Origin of the sequence: Gordonia spumicola, from assembly GCF_009932475.1 — a bacterium.
GTDB classification, from domain to species: Bacteria; Actinomycetota; Actinomycetes; order Mycobacteriales; family Mycobacteriaceae; genus Gordonia; species Gordonia spumicola.
In genome coordinates this window covers 225,942-247,070 of the sequence record NZ_BJOV01000003.1, presented here as the reverse complement: position 1 = coordinate 247,070, position 21,129 = coordinate 225,942, and the positions used below count along the sequence as shown (strand labels likewise).

The 21,129-nt window shown below is 68.7% G+C and carries 19 protein-coding genes and 1 pseudogene; 12 read left to right on the top strand and 8 right to left on the bottom strand.

The window, feature by feature from the left end:
• Nucleotides 1-59: 59 nt before the first annotated feature.
• The gene (gene mug, locus GYB83_RS07235) at nucleotides 60-683 is read left to right on the top strand and encodes a G/U mismatch-specific DNA glycosylase (protein WP_161894860.1); all 624 of its coding nucleotides are present in this window, start codon (nucleotides 60-62) and stop codon (nucleotides 681-683) included.
• Here the strand turns inward: mug and GYB83_RS07230 are convergent.
• From GYB83_RS07230 to GYB83_RS07215, 4 genes are all read right to left on the bottom strand, one after another.
• Entirely contained in the window at nucleotides 667-1,509 is an 843-nt protein-coding gene (locus GYB83_RS07230; protein ID WP_161894859.1) for a transglutaminase family protein, read from the bottom strand. The two genes, mug and GYB83_RS07230, sit on opposite strands and share 17 nt — an antisense overlap.
• A complete protein-coding gene (locus tag GYB83_RS07225; RefSeq protein ID WP_161894858.1) occupies nucleotides 1,506-2,462 on the bottom strand; it encodes an alpha-E domain-containing protein in 957 nt (318 codons plus the stop codon). The genes GYB83_RS07230 and GYB83_RS07225 overlap by 4 nt, the downstream gene beginning before the upstream one ends.
• Nucleotides 2,459-4,063, bottom strand: a complete 1,605-nt coding sequence (locus GYB83_RS07220) for a circularly permuted type 2 ATP-grasp protein (protein ID WP_186349736.1) — start codon at nucleotides 4,061-4,063, stop codon at nucleotides 2,459-2,461. The genes GYB83_RS07225 and GYB83_RS07220 overlap by 4 nt, the downstream gene beginning before the upstream one ends.
• Nucleotides 4,064-4,155: 92 nt before the next feature.
• The gene (locus tag GYB83_RS07215; RefSeq protein WP_161894857.1) at nucleotides 4,156-5,088 is read right to left on the bottom strand and encodes an AEC family transporter; all 933 of its coding nucleotides are present in this window, start codon (nucleotides 5,086-5,088) and stop codon (nucleotides 4,156-4,158) included.
• 147 nt (nucleotides 5,089-5,235) lie between these two features.
• Here GYB83_RS07215 and rpmF point away from each other — a divergent pair, with 147 nt between their 5' ends.
• The 4 genes from rpmF to GYB83_RS07195 all read left to right on the top strand — a co-directional run bounded on the left by rpmF (nucleotide 5,236) and on the right by GYB83_RS07195 (nucleotide 10,839).
• A complete protein-coding gene (gene rpmF, locus GYB83_RS07210) occupies nucleotides 5,236-5,409 on the top strand; it encodes a 50S ribosomal protein L32 (RefSeq protein WP_161894856.1) in 174 nt (57 codons plus the stop codon).
• A gap of 233 nt (nucleotides 5,410-5,642) precedes the next feature.
• A complete protein-coding gene (gene betT / locus GYB83_RS07205) occupies nucleotides 5,643-7,799 on the top strand; it encodes a choline BCCT transporter BetT (protein ID WP_228461266.1) in 2,157 nt (718 codons plus the stop codon).
• Entirely contained in the window at nucleotides 7,796-9,286 is a 1,491-nt protein-coding gene (locus GYB83_RS07200) for an aldehyde dehydrogenase family protein (RefSeq protein WP_161894855.1), read from the top strand. Before betT ends, GYB83_RS07200 begins: the two co-directional genes overlap by 4 nt.
• Entirely contained in the window at nucleotides 9,286-10,839 is a 1,554-nt protein-coding gene (locus GYB83_RS07195) for a GMC family oxidoreductase (protein ID WP_161894854.1), read from the top strand. Before GYB83_RS07200 ends, GYB83_RS07195 begins: the two co-directional genes overlap by 1 nt.
• A 10-nt stretch (nucleotides 10,840-10,849) precedes the next feature.
• On the opposite strand, the gene GYB83_RS07190 is transcribed toward GYB83_RS07195, so the two are convergent.
• Nucleotides 10,850-11,620, bottom strand: coding sequence for an SDR family oxidoreductase (locus tag GYB83_RS07190; protein ID WP_161894853.1), 771 nt, complete (start codon nucleotides 11,618-11,620; stop codon nucleotides 10,850-10,852).
• A gap of 146 nt (nucleotides 11,621-11,766) precedes the next feature.
• Between GYB83_RS07190 and GYB83_RS07185 the strand changes: the two are divergent.
• The 7 genes and pseudogenes from GYB83_RS07185 (at nucleotide 11,767) to GYB83_RS23360 (ending at nucleotide 18,676) form a co-directional block, all read left to right on the top strand.
• Nucleotides 11,767-12,674 (top strand): annotated as a pseudogene (locus GYB83_RS07185) (AurF N-oxygenase family protein).
• A 5-nt stretch (nucleotides 12,675-12,679) separates the two neighbouring features.
• Nucleotides 12,680-14,254 (top strand): FAD-dependent oxidoreductase, encoded by a 1,575-nt coding sequence (locus GYB83_RS07180; protein WP_161894852.1) that lies wholly within the window; start codon nucleotides 12,680-12,682, stop codon nucleotides 14,252-14,254.
• 50 nt (nucleotides 14,255-14,304) lie between these two features.
• Complete coding sequence (locus GYB83_RS07175; protein ID WP_161894851.1) at nucleotides 14,305-14,994, top strand: response regulator transcription factor; 690 nt, start codon at nucleotides 14,305-14,307, stop codon at nucleotides 14,992-14,994.
• Between the two features lie 35 nt (nucleotides 14,995-15,029).
• On the top strand, nucleotides 15,030-16,448 hold the full coding sequence (locus tag GYB83_RS07170) for a sensor histidine kinase (RefSeq protein WP_161895545.1): 1,419 nt from the start codon (nucleotides 15,030-15,032) through the stop codon (nucleotides 16,446-16,448).
• Between the two features lie 70 nt (nucleotides 16,449-16,518).
• Nucleotides 16,519-17,937 carry a S1C family serine protease gene (locus GYB83_RS07165; protein ID WP_161894850.1) on the top strand — a complete coding sequence of 473 codons (1,419 nt, stop codon included), beginning with the start codon at nucleotides 16,519-16,521 and terminating at the stop codon, nucleotides 17,935-17,937.
• Between the two features lie 21 nt (nucleotides 17,938-17,958).
• A complete protein-coding gene (locus GYB83_RS07160; RefSeq protein WP_161894849.1) occupies nucleotides 17,959-18,516 on the top strand; it encodes a MogA/MoaB family molybdenum cofactor biosynthesis protein in 558 nt (185 codons plus the stop codon).
• Nucleotides 18,506-18,676, top strand: a complete 171-nt coding sequence (locus GYB83_RS23360) for a hypothetical protein (protein WP_186349735.1) — start codon at nucleotides 18,506-18,508, stop codon at nucleotides 18,674-18,676. Before GYB83_RS07160 ends, GYB83_RS23360 begins: the two co-directional genes overlap by 11 nt.
• A gap of 14 nt (nucleotides 18,677-18,690) precedes the next feature.
• On the opposite strand, the gene GYB83_RS07155 is transcribed toward GYB83_RS23360, so the two are convergent.
• From GYB83_RS07155 to GYB83_RS07145, 3 genes are all read right to left on the bottom strand, one after another.
• A complete protein-coding gene (locus tag GYB83_RS07155; protein WP_161894848.1) occupies nucleotides 18,691-19,356 on the bottom strand; it encodes a biliverdin-producing heme oxygenase in 666 nt (221 codons plus the stop codon).
• Between the two features lie 113 nt (nucleotides 19,357-19,469).
• Nucleotides 19,470-20,366, bottom strand: a complete 897-nt coding sequence (gene mscL / locus GYB83_RS07150) for a large conductance mechanosensitive channel protein MscL (RefSeq protein WP_161894847.1) — start codon at nucleotides 20,364-20,366, stop codon at nucleotides 19,470-19,472.
• Between the two features lie 97 nt (nucleotides 20,367-20,463).
• The gene (locus GYB83_RS07145) at nucleotides 20,464-21,102 is read right to left on the bottom strand and encodes an SAF domain-containing protein (RefSeq protein WP_161894846.1); all 639 of its coding nucleotides are present in this window, start codon (nucleotides 21,100-21,102) and stop codon (nucleotides 20,464-20,466) included.
• Nucleotides 21,103-21,129 lie beyond the last annotated feature (27 nt).

Here is a 21,129-nt window from a genome sequence, read left to right as displayed (position 1 = left end):
TGAGAACGGAACACATGTCGCCCGCCTGCGTCGGCCGCGCTGCTGGTACAGGTGGACACGTGGGCTTCACGCGCGAGGAACTGTTGAGCTTCGAGAACAGGACGGTCCCCGATCTGATCGGGTCCGACTGTCGGTTGTTGATCTCGGGGATCAATCCCGGACTGTGGACCGCGGCGACCGGTGCGCATTTCGCCAGGCCGGGAAATCGGTTCTATCCCGCGCTGTACGCGGCGGGGATCGTCGATCACGTGATCGACGCGTCGGAGGGGATCGGCGACGACGACGCCCGCGCGCTCACCGACGCGGGCATCGGCATCACGAACGTGGTGGGCCGCGCGACGGCGAAGGCGTCGTCCCTGACGCGTGAGGAACTCGAGGAGGGCGGTCGTGCGCTGATCGCGACCGTCGAGCGGGTGCGGCCGCGGGTGTTGGCAGTCCTCGGGATCACGGCGTACCGCACGGCCTTCGGTGATCGCCGTGCGAGTGCGGGGGAGCAGCAGCGCACGATCGCGGGTGCGCGCGTATGGGTGCTGCCCAACCCGAGCGGACTCAACGCCCACGAGACCGTCGACAGTCTGGCCCGCGCCTACCGCGAGGCCGCGGTCGCGGCGGGCGTGGTGGGTCGGACGGGTATCGCCGCGGTCGGGTCCGCCGAACCGGTGCGGATCACGCCAGGAGGGTGATCCGCACCGAGACGTCGAGGCCGGAGCTTCCGCCTCCGGTCACGATTCCCTTCACCGGCGTCACGTCGGCGTAGTCGCGGCCGATGCCGACCGTGACGTGGTGTCTCCCGATGCCGGTCGCGTTGGTCGGGTCCACGCCGCGCCACTCTCCGGTCCAGGTCTCGATCCACGCGTGCGACTCGCCGACGACCGTCTCGCCGACCGCGGCGTCGCCCTTCGGGAGCAGATAGCCGGAGACATAGCGCGCCGGGATCCCGAGGCTGCGGACCATTGCGAGGGTGATGTGGGCGTAGTCCTGGCAGACGCCCGCACGTCGCTCCCAGGCGTCGAGGGCCGTCGAGTACACGCCGGTGCTGCCTGGGCGGTAGGATATCTCGGCGTGGACGGCCGCGATCACGGCGTCGACCGATTCGGCAGGCGACAGGCCTTCGGTGATCCGTCCGGCGAACACGGTGAGCTCGGGTGCGAACGGCGTGTACGCGGTGGCGCCGAGCATCTCGTCGAGGCCGTCGACGATCGCGGCATCGGTCAGGCCCGCCCAGTCGACCGTCTCCACGGCGGGCGTCTGCGCTTCGGTCTCGACGACAGTCGTCCCGGTCACCTCGAGACGGTCGTGCGCGGTGTGCACGTCGAACGCGGTGACCGTCGTCCCCCAGTAGTCGGTGTACCGGTACTGGCGGACACTGGGCGAGGTCTCGATGTGGGACGCGACGACGTTCTGGCGGATGTCGCTCCGCGGTGTCAGGCGCGCCTCGTTGTACGACGACGAGACGGGCGCGGTGTACGAGAAGCCGGTCGTGTGGACGATGCGGAGCCGGGCGGTCATCGTGCCTCCAATGCCAGGCTCGCGTCGGTCCACGAGACGTACGGGCTGGTGTGGAAGTGTTCGGCCGAGATCGATTCGCTGACCGCGCGGCATGTGTCCTGCAGCAGGCTCAGGTGCGACGCCAGGTCGGAAGTCAACGACGACGCGTCGACGAACTCGAGCGAGCTCCTGGCCCGACCGAGCAGGGTGAGGGCCCTGGACTGCGCCCCGACCCGGTCGGGAGTGCGGTCCAGTTCCGAGAGGTTGCGTTCGGCCGACCGCAGGGAGTGGAACACCGACCGCGGGAACAGTCGGTCGAGCAGCATGAACTCGACGACGCGTTCGGCGTCGAGGCTGCCGCGTTGGCTGCGGATGTACGTGTCCTGTGCGCCGGCCGCGATCAGCACGCTCATCCACGAGGGCGAGTCGACACCGGCGCCCGACCGTGAGTGCAGCATGCGGACGATCATGTCGACGCGCTCGACCGAGCGTCCGACCAGCAGGTAGCTGTACCCGTCGTCGTGGCTCAGGGTGGCATCGGACAGCCCGGCGAACATGGCGGTCCTGGCCTTGATGAAACTGAAGAACTCGTGGGGCCCGAGCCTGCGGGCGCGTCGTTCGGCGTCGCCGAGGCTGTTGAAGGTCTGATTGAGGGATTCCCACATCTCACTGGAGATCACTTCGCGGGCGCCCCGCGCGTTCTCCCGTGCGGCGCCGATGAGGCCGACGATCGACCGGGGATCGGTCCTGTCGTACGCGATCTGCTCGGTGAGACTCCAGACCGTGCGAGGGTCGTCGTCGGCCGGGACGAATCCCAGGACTCGGGTGACGTGCTCGACGCTCGCGGCCACGTCGATCGTCGGATCTTCCAGGAGCTGGTGGACCGCGACGTCGAGGATGCGAGACATGTCGTCGGCACGCTCGGTGTAGCGGCCGATCCAGTACAGCGACTCGGCGTTTCGGGAGAGCATCATCGGGAGCCTTTCCCCTCGGTGGACTGCTGTTGCTGCTGTCTCTCCTGCTCGGAGACGAGGTGCCGTGCGGTGGCCGGAGCGGGGGTCAGGCTGTCGAGCTGCCCGGCGACGGCGGTCGGCCCGGGCGTGACGGCGACCGGACGGGTCGCCAGCACCCAGGTGTCCTTGGAACCGCCGCCCTGCGACGAGTTGACGACGAGGGAACCCTCCGTGAGCGCGACCCGGGTGAGACCGCCAGGCAACACCCACACCGACGAGCCGTCGTTGACCGCGAACGGCCTGAGGTCGACGTGTCGGGGCACGAGCCTGCCGTCCACCATCGTCGGATTGGTCGACAGGGCGATCATCGGCTGCGCGATCCAGCCGCGCGGGTCGGCGCGGATGGCGGCGACGGCCGACTCCCGTTCGGCGGGCGACGTGTCCGGGCCGAACACGATGCCGTAGCCGCCGCTGCCCTCCACCGGTTTGACGACCAGTTCGTCGATGCGGTCGATCACCTCCGCGCATTCGTCTGGGAGCCAGCAGCGTAGCGTCTCGACGTTCTTCAGGATCGGTTCCTCGCCGAGGTAGTACCGGATGATGTCGGGGACGTACGTGTAGATCAGCTTGTCGTCGGCGACGCCGTTGCCGACCCCGCTGGAGATCACGACGTTGCCTTCTCGCGCGGCGTTCACCAGCCCCGCCACTCCCAGCATCGAGTCCGGCCGGAACTGCATCGGGTCGAGGTAGTCGTCGTCGATCCGCCGGTACACGACGTCGACGCGGGTATCGCCCGCCGTCGTCCGCATGTACACGACGTTGTCGCGGCAGAACAGGTCGCGACCCTCGACGAGTTCGACTCCCATCTGTCTGGCGAGAAGCGAGTGCTCGAAGTAGGCGGAGTTCGCGACGCCGGGGGTCAGGACGACGACCGTCGGGTCCGCGACGTTCGAGGGCGCGGACGCGCGCAGGGCGCGCAGCAGGTGCCTCGGATAGTCGCCGACCGAACGGACGGCGTGCGCCGCGAACAGGTCGGGGAAGATCCGAGCCATGGTCCGCCGGTTCTCCATGACGTAGGAGACGCCGGACGGCGACCGCACGTTGTCCTCCAAGACGCGGAGGTCGCCGTTCTCGTCGCGGATGAGGTCGATCCCGGCGACGTGGATGCGGACTCCGTTCGGCGGGCGGATGCCGACCGCCTGCCGATGGAAGTGCGCACACGATCCGATCAACCGTCGCGGCACCACCCCGTCGGCGAGGATCGCCTGCTCGCCGTACACGTCGTCGAGGAAGCGCTCGAGCGCGGTGACCCGTTGTGCGACGCCCTTCTCGATCATCGCCCATTCGACGGCGTCGATGATCCGGGGGATCGGGTCGAGGGGGAGCGGGCGTTCGGTGCCCGACAGGGAGAACGTGATCCCCTGATCGACGAGTGCTCGGTGCAGGGCGTCGAGTCGCGCGCTGAGATCGGACGGTGCGAGGTTCGTGATCGCCTCGTCGATGAGCCGATACGGCCGCCGGACGCTGCCGTCGGAGCGGTACATCTCGTCGACGGCCCCGCTCGCCGGTCGATACGGCGCGGAGGGGACCGTCGACGGCACGGAGTGCAGCGATGCGTTCATGAACAGATCGTGCTCGCCGAATGTTTCGGGCGTCGACGGCGATGTTGCGTCGTGGTGAACGATGTCGAGCCGAGGTCGTTCAGGTGCGCTCCCTATGCCAGCAGCAGGGCGATGAGCGCGATCACCGGGACCGACACGACGGTCGTCACGAGCGCGGTGTCGCGGGCCAGGATCTCGCCGCGCCGATAGCGCGTCGCGTAGACCAGGACGTTCTGCGCGGTCGGCAGCGCCGCGATCACGACCTGCGCGAACAGCTGATGCCCGGTCATGCCGAACGCCCACCGCGCCAGCACATAGGCCACAGCCGGCATCGCGATCATCTTCAACACGGATGCGAGGACGATGTCGCGTCGAGGGCTCTCGCCCTTCCGGAACACCGATGTCCCGGTCAGGGTGAGCCCGAACGTCAGCAGCGCGAGCGGGACGGACGCCTGGCCGAGCATGTCCGTGGGCGTCAGGATCGCCTGCGGCGGAGTCCAGCCGGACAGGGACACAGCGAGACCGATCACACCGCCGACCAGGATCGGATTGCGCAGCGGGACGGCGACGGTCCGCCACACCGACCCGCGTTCGCGCGAGTCGAGCGCGGTGAGGTCGAGCGTCGCGAGGGCTATCGGCGAGTAGAAGACGATCTGGAACATCAGCAGCGGTGCGATGAACGACGCGTCGTCGAGGACGAAGATCGCGATCGGCAATCCCAGGTTCACGGAGTTCACATACGACGCCGACAGTGCGCCGATCACCGTCTCCGGCACCGCCCGCCGAAGCCAGAAACGGGCGATGACCAGGTAGATCAGCCCGACGGTCAGCGCTGCGGCCGATGCGACCGCGAGGGTCGGTGAGAACACGACCGACACGTCGCTCGTCGCCAGCGAGTGCACGAGCAGCGCGGGCGTGCAGACGAAGAACACGAGCCGGGCGAGGGTCGTCGACGCGTGGTCGCCGAGGGCCCGCGTCCGCCCCAGGACGTAGCCGAGGCCGACGACGAGGAAGATCACCGTGAAACCCGAAACGACACCCGACACGCCGGAAACCCTAGACGCGCGGACGCTCGTTTTGCCACATGACGTTCCGGCCGGTTAATCTGTTCGGGTTGTGTGCCGCGGACCGATTGCCGTGGATACAGGCGATCAGCGGGTCGAACCGCGTGGAACGTGAGGAAGGCGAGAACCATGGCAGTACCGAAGCGCCGGATGTCGCGGGCGAACACCCGTAGCCGTCGTTCGCAGTGGAAGGCGGACAACGTCGCACTGCAGGAAGAGAAGATCAACGGCGTCACGCAGCGCATGCCGCGTCGCCTGGTCAAGGCTGTGAAGCTGGGCCTGGTCGATCTCGACCGTCGCTGAGCGGACGCTCGCGACACCACAGAGAACTGAGGCTGCGGCCGACGGGATGACTCCCGTCGGCCGCAGCTTTTTCTGCATCCGTCACGAAGAAGTCTCGAAGAGGTCACGGAGCGGGCGTCGGTATGCGACGTCTGTCTACCTTGGACGGAGACCTTTACTGAAGCAGCACGGTAACCAGCAGATGAGTTCGTAACAGGGGAGTGGTCGTGACGCGAGTTCCATCATCGTCGGCAATGGACGAGGAGGGCGACTCGACGTCGCTCGGCGACGTGCCCATACCCGTCAACAAACGGGTGTTCGTCGGCGCCAGCGCGGGCGTCATCGCGATCATCGTGTGGGCGTTCGCCGACACCGACGGCGCCGATCGGGTCATCGGCTCCGTCGTCACCTGGGTGGCCGACGAGCTCGGCTGGTTCTACATCGCGCTCGTGGTGAGCGTGCTCCTGTTCGTGCTGTGGACCGCGTTCTCGCGGGTCGGCGGCGTGAAGCTGGGCCCGGACCACTCCAAGCCGGTCTACAACATCTTCTCGTGGACGGCCATGCTCTTCGCCGCGGGAATCGGCATCGACCTCATGTTCTTCTCGGTCGCCGAGCCGGTGACGCAGTGGATGCAGCCGCCGACGGGCACGGGGCAGACCGTCGAGTCGACCCGCCAGGCCGTGGTGTGGACGCTGTTCCACTACGGCCTGATCGGGTGGGGCCTGTACGCCCTCGTCGGGATGTCGCTGGCGTACTTCGCCTACCGGTACAACAAGCCGCTCAGTCTCCGGTCGGCGTTGCAGCCGATCTTCGGCGACCGCGTGAACGGCCTGCTCGGCGACTCCGTCGACATCGCCGCACTGCTCGGCGCTATCTTCGGCCTCGCGACGAGCCTCGGCATCGGCGTGGCGCAGCTCAACGTCGGACTCGACGACCTGTTCGGGATCGCCCAGAGCCATTGGGCGCAGGCCGGACTGATCGCGGTTGCGGTGGCGATCGCCATCGCGTCGGCCGTGTCCGGCGTCGACAAGGGAGTCAAGCGGCTCTCGGAGATCAACGTGATCATCGCGATCGGACTGCTGCTCTTCATCCTGATCGCCGGATCGACGACGTACCTGATGAACGGCCTCGTGCAGAACATCGGGGACTTCGCGAGCAGGTTCCCCGGCATGGCGCTCGACACGTTCGCCTACGAGGACACCGGCGAGTGGAAGGCCACGTGGACGCTGTTCTTCTGGGCCTGGTGGATCGCGTGGGCGCCGTTCGTCGGACTGTTCCTCGCCCGGATCTCGCGCGGTCGGACCATCCGACAGTTCGTCCTCGGGACGCTGACGGTGCCGTTCGCCTTCATCCTTATCTGGATCTCGGTGTTCGGAAACAGCGCTCTCGAGGTGGCACGACGCGACGAGGGCTTCGCGTCGACGGCCGTCGAGACGCCCGAGAAGGCGTTCTACGCGCTGCTGCACGAGTACCCGGCCGCGCCACTGCTCGTGGTTGTCGCGACCTTCACCGGGCTGCTGTTCTACATCACGAGCGCCGACTCTGGAGCCCTGGTCATGGCGCATTTCAGTTCCCACATCTCCGACAACGAATCGGACGGTGCGCGGTGGGTCCGCATCTTCTGGGCACTCGCGACCGGGCTGTTGACGATGGCGATGCTCCTCATCGGCGGCATCACCACGCTGCAGAACGCGACGGTGATCATGGGCTTGCCGTTCGCGGTGGTCGTCGCGCTGATGATGCTCGGACTGTTCCGGGCGTTGCGCGCCGAGGGTCACTGGGTGGCGTCGCGCAGGGAGGCCATCACGCACGCCCTCTCGCATCGGGCGTCCGGAGGCACGGCCCTGAACTGGCGGCAGCGTGTGGAGAGGCTCGTACGCTACCCGGACCGGAACGACGTGGCGCGGTTCTCGGAGTCCGTGGTCCGACCCGCGCTCGCCGACGTGGCGGACGAACTCGTCCGCTCCGGAATGGACGCGGTGGTCGGATCGGCGCACGTCGACGCGTTCGACCTCGACAGTCATCACCTGGACGTCGACCTCGGCGGTCGGACGTTCCACTATCAGATCTATCCGACCCGGCATCCGACGCCGGTGTTCGGGCGGACCCCGGATGTCAGGGACAAGTTCTATCGGCTCGAGGTGTTCACCGCCCAGGGCAGTGAGGGCTTCGACGTCTACGGGCTGACGAAGGCGCAGATCAGTTCGAACGTGCTCGACCACTACGAACGGCACCTGCACTACCTCGAAGGGGCGAACAGCGCCGCCGCGACGGTCTCCGGAGAGCAGACGGTCGACTGGTCGGCCGACTTCGAGGAGGAGATGCTCGCCGTCGAGGCCGGCGCGCAGGCCGGGCACACAGACCAGACAGACGAGACGGCCCCGGCGGGGCCCGGCAAGGAGGACGCGTGAGCGCAGCGACACTGTTCATCGACGGCGAGTGGGAGCAGGCGGCCGACGGTGCGACGAGAGACATCCGGTGCCCGGCCGACGGTTCCCTCGTCGGGACCGTCAGCGAAGCGGGCCGCGCCGACACCGAGCGGGCGATCGCCGCGGCGCGCGCATCGTTCGACGACCGTCGCTGGGCGTCGGTGCCCGCGGGCGAGCGAGGACGGCTGTTGGCCCGGCTCGCGGCGACCATCCGCGAACGCAAGGAGGAGTTCGCGCGCGCCGAATCGCTCGACACCGGCAAACGGATCGTCGAATCGCGGATCGACATGGACGACATCGCGAACTGCTTCGACTACTTCGCCGAACTCGCGGCCAAGGACGCCGGTCGACTGGTCGATGCGGGCTCGAACGACGTCGTCAGCCGCGTCCAGTACGAGCCGGTCGGCGTCTGCGGACTCATCACGCCGTGGAACTACCCGCTGCTGCAGGCCGCGTGGAAGATCGGACCGGCACTGGCCGCGGGCTGCTCGTTCGTCCTCAAACCCGCCGAGCTGACCCCGCACACCGCGATCCTGACGATGCGGGTCCTGGGCGACCTCGGATTGCCGGCGGGCGTCGCCAACCTGGTGACGGGCGCGGGCGCGCAGGCCGGAGCCCCGCTTTCGGAGCATCCGGACGTCGACATGGTGTCGTTCACCGGGGGTTTGGTGACCGGGCGGGTGATCGCCGCGTCGGCCGCCGCGACCGTGAAGAAGGTCGCGCTCGAACTCGGCGGAAAGAACCCGAACGTGGTGTTCGATGACGCCGACTTCGACGCCGCCGTCGACAACGCGCTGAACGCGGCGTTCGTCCACTCGGGTCAGGTGTGCTCGGCAGGCGCCCGACTGATCGTGCAGGAGTCGATCGCCGACAGGTTCGTCGACGCCCTCGTCGAGCGGGCGCAGCAGATCGTGCTCGGCGGCCCGTTCGACGACGCCGCCGAGACGGGACCGCTGATCTCGGCGGCGCACCGCGACAAGGTCCACGCGTACGTGCAGGCCGGGATCGCCGAAGGCGCACGACTGCGGTGCGGCGGACGATTCGGATCGGGCGACCTCGAGTCGGGCCACTACTACGAGATGACCGTCCTCGACCGGGTTCGACGCGGGATGTCCGTGGTGGTCGACGAGGCGTTCGGGCCGGTGGTGACCGTCGAGACCTTCACCGACGAGGACGACGCGTGCGCGATCGCCAACGACACCGTCTACGGTCTCGCGGGCGCCGTGTGGACGCAGGACGCAGGCCGGGCGCAGCGGGTGGCGAACCGTCTGCGGCACGGAACCGTCTGGATCAACGACTTCCACCCGTACCTGCCGCAGGCGGAGTGGGGCGGCTTCGGGCAGTCGGGCGTGGGCCGCGAGCTCGGCCCCACCGGGCTCGACGAGTACCGCGAGGCCAAGCACGTGTATCAGAACATCGCACCGGCGGTCACCGGATGGTTCGCCGACCGGAGGAATGAGGAGAACTGATGGCAACCGATTCGTTCGACTACGTCGTCGTCGGCGGTGGATCGGCCGGATGCGCCGTCGCCGCGCGCCTGTCCGAGGACCCGGCGGTCCGGGTCGCGCTCATCGAGGCCGGACCCGATGACCGCGGCATCGACGAGGTGCTGCGGCTCGACCGTTGGATGGAACTGCTCGAGTCCGGGTACGACTGGGACTACCTCGTCGAGCCGCAGGAGGCAGGCAACTCCTTTCTGCGCCACGCCAGGGCCAAGGTGCTCGGCGGATGCTCGTCGCACAACTCGTGCATCGCGTTCTGGCCGCCGCGTGAAGACCTCGACGAATGGGAGTCGGTGTTCGGCGCGACCGGTTGGAACGCCGACCGGATGTGGCCGATCCTGAAGCGACTGGAGACCAACGAGGACGCCGGGCCGGACGCCCCGCACCACGGCGACAGCGGTCCGGTCCACCTGATGAACGTGCCGCCGAACGATCCGTGCGGCGTCGCGCTGCTCGAGGCCGCGGCGCAGGCGGGCCTGCCGACGACGAGGTTCAACACCGGTTCCACCGTCACCAACGGCGCGAACTTCTTCCAGATCAACCGTCGCGCCGACGGCACGCGCTCGTCGTCGTCGGTGTCGTACATCCATCCGATCGCCGAGCGGGAGAACTTCACCCTGCTCACCGGCCTGCGCGCCACCCGGCTGGTGTTCGACGGTCTCCGGTGCGTCGGCGTGCAGGTGGTCGACAACCAGTTCGGCGCCAAGCGGACCATCACCGCCGAACGCGAGTTGGTCCTGTCGTCCGGCGCGATCGACACGCCGAAGCTGCTGATGCTCTCGGGGATCGGGCCCGCCGATCACCTGCGCGAGAATCGGGTCGACGTGCTCGTGGACTCGCCCGGAGTCGGTCTCAACCTGCAGGACCACCCGGAGGGCGTCATCTCGTGGGTGGCGAAGAAGCCGATGCCGACGTCGTCTACGCAGTGGTGGGAGATCGGGATCTTCGACACCGTGCAGGACGGACTCGACCGGCCCGATCTGATGATGCACTACGGGAGCGTGCCGTTCGACATGCACACGGTCCGGCAGGGCCTCCCGACCGAGGACAACGTCTTCTGTCTCACGCCGAACGTGACGCATGCGCGATCACGCGGCACGGTGCGACTGCGGTCGCGGGACTTCCGCGACAAGCCGAAGGTCGATCCCCGCTACTTCACCGACCCCGAGGGGTACGACATCGCGATCATGACGGCGGGCATCCGCCGGGCTCGCGAGATCGTCGCGCAGCCCGCGATGGCGGAGTGGGCGGGCCGGGAACTGTTCCCCGGCCCGGGAACGGTCGACGACGCCGATCTGGCCGCCTACATCCGGGCGACGCACAACACCGTCTATCACCCCGTCGGCACGGCCGCGATGGGCTCGTCCGACCTCGCTCCGGTCGGGGCCGACCTGCGCGTCAAGGGCGTCGAGGGCCTGCGCGTCGCCGACGCGTCGGTGTTCCCCGAGCACACGTCGGTCAACCCGAACATCACCGTGATGATGGTCGGCGAACACTGCGCCGACCTCATCCGCGGGTAGGCGTCTGCGTCTACTGCGAGAGCAGCTTGTTGACGCCGCGGTTGAGGACGTTGGGGATGAACTTGGCCGCGTTCCCGAGGACGGTGGTCTGGACGCCGACGGAGTAGCTGGTGCGGGACAGGAGTCGGTCGACGGTGGTCGGGTGCACCGACTCCCACACCTTGGCCGCCACGTCCTCGGGGGTCAGGCGGACGCCGAGGTTGCGGGCGCTCTTGGTGTCGGCGTCGGCGAGGGCGGTCTGGGCCCACAGCGGCCAGATCGACACGACGCGGATGTCGTCGGGCTCCCATTCGAGTTCGAGGGCCTCGGTGAGGCCCGCGACGTAGAACTTGGTCGCGCTGTAGGTCGCGATGCCGGGCTGGCCGTAGATGGCGGACGCCGACGCGATGTTCACCAGGTGACTTCCGGGCGTGGCCTTGAGGTATCGGTGCGCGGCGCGGGCTCCGAGCGTGACGCCGAGGGCGTCGATGTCGATCTGCGCCTTGACGTCGGCGGGGGATATGTCGGCGAGGTTGCCCGCGGTGAGGATGCCGGCGTTGTTGTCCAGGACGTCCAATTGCCCGTCGGTGTGCGAGGTGAAGTCGGCGAGCGCGGCGTCCCACTGGTCGGGGTCGCGGACGTCGAGGACTCCGGTGATCAGTTCGGGGTCGTCTGCCGAGGCCGCCGCGAGGGCTGCCTTGTCGACGTCGTAGACGCCGACGGTCCACCCGTGCGAGCGGAAGAGTTTGGCGGTGGCGAGCCCGATTCCGGCGGCTCCTCCGGTGATGACGATCGACGGCATGACTGACTCCCTCTGCTGCTGCGACCTGCGTGTCTGTGTCACGAAGACTACTTACTCGCGGGTAGGGAGGCCAGGATCTATGAAGCTCGTCACATGCGTGTTATCGTGACAATAATGATTGTTACATCGACTGATGGGAGAACACCGTGACCATCGTGGACAACGGCTCGACCAGCACGCCCGACCGCGGCGTCGACGAGGTCTCGCGGCGCCTCGTGGAGTCCGCCGCGCGACTCTCGCGCAACGCGATGACCGATGGTCTGCGCCGATGGATCCGGCCCAGTACGGCTGCAGCCCGGAATGGTCGACGCTGTACGGCACGGACTACTGGAACGAGCTGACCGTCGAGCAGCAGGTGACGCTCACCCGCCACGAGTTCGCGTCCATCATGAACGTTGGCATCTGGTTCGAGATGATCCTGCAGGAGCTGGTGCTGAGGGACCAGTACCTCGGCCGCTATCACGAGCCGGAGTTCCAGTTCGCGCTCACCGAGATCGCTGACGAGTGCAGGCACTCGATCATGTTCGCGAAGGCGTCGCAGAAGATGGTCGGCACGTCGTACCACCCGCCCCGCGGCATCGGGCGCCTCGGCAAGATCTTCCAACACACCGCGCGCGGAGCCGTCTCGTACGCGGGAATCCTCGTCGCCGAGGAGATACTCGACGTGTTCCAGCGCGGCTGCATGCGCGACGAGCGCGTGCTCCCGTTCATCCGGACCGTGAACGAGATCCACGTGCTCGAGGAATCCAGGCACATGAAGTTCGCCAGGGAACAGGTCCGCGAGTCGACCGCGTCGATGAGCCCGGCGAAGCGGCGGTTCTGTGCGCTGTACACATCGCTCGGCGCGCTGTACATCGTCTCGAATCTGGTGCAGCCCGAGGTGTACGCGAACGCCGGGCTCGACGTCGAGCGGGCGCTCGCCGAGCGCCGCACCAACAAGCACTTCCACGCGATGGTCCGCAGCAACTGCACGCACCTCATGGAGTTCCTCGACGGCGTCGGCCTCTTGACGCAGGCCGCCCGCCGCAATTACCGCCGCGTCCACATGATCTGACGGCCATGTCCCACGTCATCACCCAGTCGTGCTGCAGTGACGCCGGGTGCGTCTCCGTCTGCCCGGTCAACTGCATCCATCCGACCCCGGACGAGCGGGGCTTCGGCTCGTCCGACATCCTCCACATCGATCCGGTCGCGTGCATCGACTGCGGTGCGTGCGCCGACGCCTGCCCGGTGGACGCGATCTTCCCCGCCGATCGACTCGGCGAGCGAGACAGGGTCTTCATCGAGGTCAACGCGTCGTACTACCGGGACAATCCGGATGTCTCCTCCGGCTGGTCCGACATCGTCTACCCGGACATCCCGCGGCTGCCCGACAAGCTGTGCGTGGCGGTGGTCGGCACCGGACCGGCGGGCGGGTACGCCGTCTCGACGCTCGTCGGCCGCACTGATGTGGATGTCACCGTGATCGATCGACTGCCGACGCCGGGCGGCCTGGTCCGCGCGGGCGTGGCTCCGGATCATCCGGGAACCAAAGGCGTCCTCCGCACCTTCGACCTGCTGTACCGGCATCGCCGAGTCCACCTGCTCGGCGGGGTCGAGATCGGTGCGGGCCCGGCCGCGGTCGCCCCGGCCGAACTGGTCGAGCACTTCGACGCCGTCTTCTACGCGGTCGGCGCAGGCGACGCGCGGGCCCTCGGCGTGCCGGGCGAAGAGCTCCCCGGCTCGATCTCGGCCACCGACCTCGTCGCCTGGTACAACGCGTATCCCGGAGCCGACGGCCCGCCGATCCCCGACGGCGGGGCGGGGCGCGCGCTGATCGTCGGCACGGGCAATGTGGCTCTCGACGTCGCCCGGATCATGGTGTCCTCGCCGGAGTCGTTGGCGACCACCGACATCGCCGACCGCGCACTCGATCTCCTGCGTCGACAGGACGTGCGCGAGGTGGTCCTGCTCGGACGCCGCGACCAGGCGAATGCGGCGTACACCGCCGCCGAGTTCCGCGCGCTGCAGGAGCTGCCCGACGTCGAGGTGGTGATCACCGGCAGCGCGGACGGGCTCGGCCTGGACGCGCCGGCCGATCCGGCACGCCGCCGCATCGTGTTCCTGTTCCACAGTTCGATACGAGAGATCGTCGACGGGCCGCACGGAGCGGTCGGCGGCGCGCGGGTGACCACCGACGGTTCCGATCACCGGGTGGCCGCCGATCTCGTGGTCCGATCGATCGGATACCGCGGTGTTCCGATCCCCGGCGTGCCGTTCGACGACGATCGCGGGGTGATCCCGACGGACGACGGCAGGGTGCTCGGCGAGTCCGGTGAGCCGGTGCCCGGCGTCTACGCACTCGGGTGGGCCGCGCGCGGCGCGGTCGGCGGGATCGGAGCCAACAAGGCGCACGCGGTCAGCACCGTCGAGGCGTTCATCGACGACGCCGCGGCGGGGCGTCTGCCGCGGACCGTCAGGGCGGCCGCCGAGTTCCGCGCCCTCGCGGAGAATCGGTCCCCGACGCTGGTCCGGTATCGGGGCGTTCGCGCCATCGACCGCGCCGAACGGGACAGGGGGCGGGCCGTCGGACGTCCGCGGGTCAAGTTCACCGAGCTGTCCGACATGCTCGCGGTTGCCCGTCGGAGGTCGTGACCGGCGTGTTTCTCAGCAGGATCTGAAGTAGAGACGATAAGACTGTAGGCATGCGCATACTCGTGGTCGATGACGACCGGGCCGTCCGGGAGTCCCTCCGCCGATCGTTGTCCTTCAACGGCTACACCGTCGACACCGCGGGCGACGGTCTCGAAGCGCTCGAGAAGGTGATCGCCGACCGGCCGGACCTCCTCGTGCTCGATGTGATGATGCCGCGCCTGGACGGGCTCGAGGTGTGCCGCCGACTCCGCTCGGCGGGCGACGACCTCCCCATCCTCGTGCTCACCGCGCGCGACTCGGTGTCCGAGCGTGTCGCGGGGCTGGACGCGGGCGCCGACGACTACCTGCCCAAGCCGTTCGCTCTGGAGGAACTCCTCGCCCGACTCCGGTCGCTGCTGCGACGGACGGCGCGCGAAGACGAGGAGGGGTCGGAGGCCGTCACGTTCACCGACCTGACCCTCGACCCGGTCACCCGCGAGGTGACTCGAGGCGAACGCCAGATCAGTCTCACTCGCACCGAATTCGCGCTGATGGAGATGCTGATGGCGAATCCGAAGCGCGTCCTCACGCGCAGTCGGATCCTCGAAGAGGTGTGGGGCTACGACTTCCCGACGTCGGGCAACGCGCTTGAGGTGTACATCGGGTACCTGCGGCGCAAGACCGAGGCCGAGGGCGAACCACGCCTGATCCACACGGTCCGCGGCGTCGGCTACGTGCTCCGGGAAGGCGCGACGCCGTAGTGTCGCGTCTGGTGAACAAGCGGCCGCACCGGCCGATGCGGGCGCCGAACGCGCTCACCAGGTCGGTGTCCCTGCGGAACCGGGTCGCACTGCTGGCGGCGGCCGTCGTGCTGTTGTCGGCGACGCTGATGGCGGGCGCGGCGTACTTCGTCGTCTCGCGGTCGTTGTACCGGGACGTCGACTCGCAGCTCGTCACCCGTGCGGACGGCATGACGGTGCTGTCCAAGCTCGGGCGGCTCGGCAACGGTCCGGAGGACCTGATCGCCGGAACGGTGTTCTCGACCTCGATCTCGATCGCGCTGGTCGAACCGAGCGGCCACACCCTGATGCTGGGGGAGGTGCCGGTCGGCGACACCGAACGTCAGATCATCAAATCGGTGAATCCGCCGGGGAAGCTCAACCAGAGCCTGCGGACCACCGCGAACCATCGTGTGCTCGCCCGCAAACTCTCCAACGGGAGCACGCTGCTGCTCGCCGAATCGCTCGACCGCACCGACGCCATCCTGAAGCGCCTCGCGTCCGTGCTGTTCGTGGCGGGCGGGGTGGGAGTCGCGTTCGCCGCGCTCGCCGGAACGGCCGTCGCACGCGGCGGCCTGAGGCCCGTCGGCCGTCTCACCGAGGCCGTCGAACGCGTCGCCAGGACGCAGGACCTGACGCCGATGCCGGTGACGGGCAAGGACGAGCTGGCGCGTCTCACCGAGAGCTTCAACACGATGCTCGGCGCGCTCGCCGAGTCCAGGGACAAGCAGTCACGACTCGTCGCCGACGCGGGCCACGAGCTGAAGACGCCGCTCACCTCGCTGCGCACCAACCTCGAACTGCTCATCGCGTCGTCGGCGCCGGGGGCTCCGCCGATCCCCGCGTCCGACATGGTCGAGCTGCGGTCGGACGTGATGGCGCAGATCGAGGAACTGTCGACTCTGGTCGGCGATCTCGTCGACCTCGCGCGTGAGGACGCCCTCGACACGGTGCACGAGGAGGTGGCCCTCGAAGAGGTCATCGACGGAGCGCTGCTGCGAGTGCGACGTCGCCGGGCGGACATCGAGTTCGACGTCCAGACGTCGCCGTGGTTCGTCTTCGGCGAGGAGCACGGTCTGACGCGCGCCGTGTTGAACGTGCTCGACAACGCTGCCAAATGGTCCCCGCCCGGTCGCACCGTCCATGTGCGCCTGCATCAAGTGGGATTGCAGACGGCCGAACTGTCCGTCGCCGACGCGGGACCGGGCATTCCGCCGGAGGACCGCGAGCGGGTGTTCGAGCGTTTCTACCGTGCCGATGCGACGCGATCGATGCCCGGTTCCGGTCTCGGCCTGGCGATCGTGCGGCAGGTCGTGGACCGGCTCGGCGGGTCCGTCGTCGCGGAATCATCGGACGAGGGAGGAGCGTTGATCCGCATGCGACTGCCGGGTTCGGCGCTGCACACCGAGCCGGATCCGGTCGTCGTCCGACGCTGACGCGCGCCTGGCGAATGATTCCCAGCATCCTTTGACCGACCTCACAGACAAGTCGCCTAGGCTGAGTTCCATGACTGACGGCGGATACCGCGATCCTCGCGATCGCGACGACGACAACTCGGCACCGACCCGGCACACGCCGACCCCGTACACGCAGCTCCCGCCGCTTCCCGGCTCCACTCAGCCGACGACGGGCGGCTTCCCCGCACAGCCGACGACGGGCGGTTTCGCCGCGCAGCCGCCGACGAATCCGACTCCCGGCTACCAGCAGTTCGGTCCGGGGCCGACGACCACCCCGTACCAGTCGCCCTACGGCACCGGCCAGTTCGGCGCCGTCCCGCCGAACGGCCCGCACACCGGTCCGATCCCGGTCGTCGGCGGACCGGCTCCGGCCCCCACACCCGGCCCCGGGCGAAAGACCGGCACAGGCACCAAGCTGATCGTCGGAGCGGCCGCCGTGGCCGTGCTCGCCGGCGGTGTAGGCGGCGGCGTCGGATACCTCGTCTCCGACAGCGAGAACTCGTCGTCGAACTCGAACACGTCCATCGCCACCGGTCCCACGCAGACCGCGCAGCCCGAGGCCGCGCCCGGCTCGGTGCAGGAGACGGCCGCCAGGGTTCTCCCGTCGGTCGTGTCGATCACCGTCTCCAACGGCCGCGAGGTCGGATCGGGCTCCGGCGTCGTCCTCTCCAGCGACGGCACCATCCTGACCAACAATCACGTCGTCGGCGGACAGAACGTACAGGTGCTCGTCAGCTTCAGCGACGGCTCACGAGCCCGGGCCCGCGTACTCGGCGCCGATCCGGTCTCCGACGTCGCCGTGATCAAGGCCGACAAGACGGGGCTCACACCGATCACCATCGGCGCGTCGAAGAACCTGTCCGTCGGTCAGAACGTGATCGCCATCGGCTCGCCCCTCGGCCTCGAAGGCACCGTCACCACCGGCATCATCTCCGCCCTCGACCGCCCGGTGTCGACATCCGGAGCCGACGGCCAGGACTCGGTGATCGATGCCATCCAGACCGACGCCGCGATCAACCCCGGCAACTCGGGCGGCGCGCTCATCAACTCCGCGGGCGCCCTGATCGGCATCAACACCGCTATCGCCACGCTCGGCGCGAGCACCGGCTCGGAGTCGGGCAGCATCGGCCTCGGATTCGCGATCCCCGTCGATCAGGCGATGCGAGTGGCGAATCAGCTCCGCAGCAACGGCAAGGCCACCCAGGCGAACCTCGGCGTCTCCGTCCGGCAGGGCACCGATCTGGAGAAGCCGGGAGCGGTCGTCGCCAGCGTGGTCCGCGGCGGACCGGCCGAGAAGGCCGGCATCCCGGTCGGCGCGCTGATCACCGCCGTCGGTCAACGCCACATCACATCCGCGGACTCTCTCGTCGCCGCGGTCCGCTCGAACGCTCCGGGCGATACGGTGAAGGTGACGTACACGGTGGACGGTGCGAGCAAGACGGTCGACGTCACGCTCGGCACCCTGTGACTACTTACTAGAGAGGCCGACATGACCGACATCCTCGACGACGCAGACGCTCAGGCAGCCGACGCGGCGGCACGCTCCTCCTTGTCGCCTGCGACGGCGGGCGACGGCTTCGCCCGGGCGCTGGTGGTCGTGATCGACGACCGCGTCGCCCACGGCGAGGGGCCGAGTTCCCTCGGACCGCTGGTCGGCGAACTGCTGGAAGAAGCCGAGTTCCACGTCGACGCGACGGTCACCGTCCCCGGTGACGAGGTCGAGATCCGCAACACGTTGAACACGGCCGTCATCGGCGGCGTCGACCTGGTGGTGTCGGTCGGCGGCGTCGGCGTCGCGGCGCGCGATGTGACGCCGGAGGCCACCGAGCCGCTGCTCGACCGGCGTCTGCAGGGCATCGAGGAGGCCATCCGCAGCTCGGGCCTGTCGGCCGGAGCGACCGACGGTGGACTGTCCCGCGGACTCGCGGGCATCTCCGGGCAGACGGTCGTCGTCAACATCGCCGACTCCCGCGCCGCCGTCCGCGACGGCATGGCGACGCTGATCCCGTTGGCGCGCTACGTCATCGGGCATCTCAGTGACATCTGAGTCGACGACCTTCGACGAGGCCGACTGGGAGCGTCGCCGCCGACTCGACGCGGTCTTCGGCGACGACCTCCCCGAGCAGATCGTCGAACCGGGAGAGAGTCGCCACACCGCCCGCGGCCGCGACTGGTACGACGAGAACCGTCCACCCCACCACGGCTGACGGCGCCCCGAGCGTCAGGACGGGTACAGCGCGCCGAGTTCGGCGAACAGCGCCTGATTGAGGTTGAACGCCGCCTTCACCTCGTCTACGAGGCGGGCGCGTTCCTGCTGGGACAGCGTCGCGCCGATCTCGTCGAGACGGTCGCGGTAGTCGTCCTTGTACGGCTTGACCTTGCCGACCTCATCGAACGCGTAGAACGAGATCCCCGCACCGTCGAGTTCGAAGTTGCGGTCGAGGATCCGTCCGATCGCCTGGCCGCCCGACAGGTCGCCGAGGTACCGCGTGTAGTGGTGAGCGACGAACGACCCGCCCCACTCCGCCGAGGCGAGGATGCGCTGTGCGTACGCGGTCGCCGCGGGGGAGTCGACACTCTGGTCGGCGCCCGGCGCCCAATGCTCGAGATCGGCGTCGATCGTCGCCAGTCGGTCCAGGGCCGGATCGATCACCTTCGACGCGATCGGGTCCGCGGCGAGCGCCCGCGCGGTCGACTCCAGGGCCTCGTACACGGGACGGAGGCGGCGCAGGTAAGCGACGTACCCGTCGGCGGGCATCTTCCCGCCGAGCAGGTCCGACATGAACGACGAGCCCTCGGCCTGATCGTGCTCGGCCGCGGAGCCCTTCTTCATGGCTGCGGACAAGGTGTCTTCGGGCGCGACGACCGTGGCGGTGTCGACGGTCATGGCAGAGCCTCCATCGTGAGTGTAATTCTGAGGCAAACCTAACACCGTCGAGCGCAGAGCGCGAAGAAGGCCCCGTTCCGGCACAGAACGGAGCCTTCTTCAGGTCGGATCGGTCAGCGGGAGTGACGCGGACGGTCGCCGGGGAACTGTCCCGGCGGCGGGTACTGGCCCGGATCGGCGGGCGGCGGGTACTGGCCGGGCGCGTACTGACCGGGCGGCAGGTTGCCGGGCGGCGGGTACTGGCCCGGAGCCGGATTGGGGGTCGGGAAGCCGCCGCTGGGCGGGCCGACGGGCGGCTGCGGCTGGCCGTACGGCTGCTGTGCGTGTGGCTGCGGCGCCTGGGACGGGGGCGCGAACTGCGTCGTCGCCCCCGGTGCGTCGTATCCGGGCTGCTCGACGGGCTCTGCGTACGACGGCTGCTGCGGCTGCTCGCCGTACGACCGCTGCTCGCCGTACACGGGCTGTTCGCCGAACGCGGTCTGCTGTGCGGCGAGTGCGTCGACACGGGCCGCTTCGGCGCGGGCGGCCTCATCGCGCAGGCGGGTCTCATCGGCGTCGGCCGCGGCCTTGGCAGCGGCCAGCTCCGCGGCCTTGCGGTCCTTGGCGTCGGGGTCGAGCAGGTCGCGGATCTCGGTGAGCAGCGAGACCTCGTCGTCCTCGACGTCGTCGCCGAGCTTCCGGAGTTCCGTCAGCTTGTTGAACGGAAGGACGATCAGGAAGTAGACCACGGCGGCGACGATCACGAAGTTGATCAGCGCGGTGACCACGGCGCCGAAATCGACGAAGGTGCCGTCCATTCCGACGCTCGTGCCGCCCGGCCCGTCTTGGTGTCGAAGGAAGAAGCCGAGTCCGCTGTAGTCGGTCCCGATCGGGATCGCCGCGATCAGCGGGTTGATGATCTTCTCGGTGAATGCGGTGACGATCGCAGTGAATGCGGCGCCGATGATGACCGCGGTGGCCAATTCGACGACGTTCCCGCGCATCAGGAAGTCTTTGAATCCTTTGAGCACGAGGCTCCCCCTATGACTATTCGATGTGCCGTTACTCGGCTGAGTGTAATGCAGCATCGCTGTCATTTCGCTACAACATTCCAGTAGTGATCGAAATTCAATGCAAGACGAATGTGATCTGTTCACGCAGGCCCGCGGCCGCCACCCGATGCGCGGCCGCGGCGGGAAGCGCCACCAGGACGGGCCCGGCGCGCTCGGGCCCGTCGGTTTGCGGGGTCAGTGCGACGGTCGCGTTCCGGGCGAGGACGTCGCCGTCCTCGGTGAGGAGGTCGACGGCGTCGCCGGTGCGGATGAAGACCGTCGACGAATCGTCGGCCGGCCGGACGGGGACGAGGCGGGCGTCGGCGTCGCCGGTCAGCTCCGCGGGGAGCCGCGAGTCGAGGAGACGGTGACGCGCGATGATCTCGCCTGCGTGGACGGGCCCCGTGACGCGGGCCCCGGTGACATCGCCGAGCGACGGGGCGTCGTCGGGCATGAGGCTCGCGGGCACCGGGGCGAGCCGGACGTCGGACTGTGTGAGTGCAGTTCCGGGGCGCAGGTCGCGCGTCGCGACGACCGCGGTCGGTGCCGCGGCGGTCCTGGACTCGACGACGCTCAGTACCCCGGCAGCAAGCACCAGCACGACGGCCGCGGTACGCCGCAAGGCAACCGAGCGCGCCCATCCCGGCGCGGCGACACTGCGCAGCCGGTCGAGCAGCGACGGGTCGAGATCTCGGTGTTCGGCGGCGTCTCTCATGCCGGAAATGTACGTCGATTCGGCGTC

Excerpts from the sequence above, each read along its gene's own strand:
- GYB83_RS07175 (WP_161894851.1), top strand. The coding sequence starts at position 14,305 with ATGCGCATACTCGTGGTCGATGACGACCGGGCCGTCCGGGAGTCCCTC.
- betT (WP_228461266.1), top strand. The coding sequence starts at position 5,643 with ATGGACGAGGAGGGCGACTCGACGTCGCTCGGCGACGTGCCCATACCC.
- GYB83_RS07160 (WP_161894849.1), top strand. The coding sequence starts at position 17,959 with ATGACCGACATCCTCGACGACGCAGACGCTCAGGCAGCCGACGCGGCG.
- GYB83_RS07170 (WP_161895545.1), top strand. The coding sequence starts at position 15,030 with ATGCGGGCGCCGAACGCGCTCACCAGGTCGGTGTCCCTGCGGAACCGG.
- GYB83_RS07195 (WP_161894854.1), top strand. The coding sequence starts at position 9,286 with ATGGCAACCGATTCGTTCGACTACGTCGTCGTCGGCGGTGGATCGGCC.
- GYB83_RS07220 (WP_186349736.1), bottom strand. The coding sequence starts at position 4,063 with ATGAACGCATCGCTGCACTCCGTGCCGTCGACGGTCCCCTCCGCGCCG.
- GYB83_RS07190 (WP_161894853.1), bottom strand. The coding sequence starts at position 11,620 with ATGCCGTCGATCGTCATCACCGGAGGAGCCGCCGGAATCGGGCTCGCC.
- GYB83_RS07165 (WP_161894850.1), top strand. The coding sequence starts at position 16,519 with ATGACTGACGGCGGATACCGCGATCCTCGCGATCGCGACGACGACAAC.
- GYB83_RS07230 (WP_161894859.1), bottom strand. The coding sequence starts at position 1,509 with ATGACCGCCCGGCTCCGCATCGTCCACACGACCGGCTTCTCGTACACC.
- GYB83_RS07180 (WP_161894852.1), top strand. The coding sequence starts at position 12,680 with ATGTCCCACGTCATCACCCAGTCGTGCTGCAGTGACGCCGGGTGCGTC.
- GYB83_RS07145 (WP_161894846.1), bottom strand. The coding sequence starts at position 21,102 with ATGAGAGACGCCGCCGAACACCGAGATCTCGACCCGTCGCTGCTCGAC.
- GYB83_RS07225 (WP_161894858.1), bottom strand. The coding sequence starts at position 2,462 with ATGATGCTCTCCCGAAACGCCGAGTCGCTGTACTGGATCGGCCGCTAC.
- rpmF (WP_161894856.1), top strand. The coding sequence starts at position 5,236 with ATGGCAGTACCGAAGCGCCGGATGTCGCGGGCGAACACCCGTAGCCGT.
- GYB83_RS07155 (WP_161894848.1), bottom strand. The coding sequence starts at position 19,356 with ATGACCGTCGACACCGCCACGGTCGTCGCGCCCGAAGACACCTTGTCC.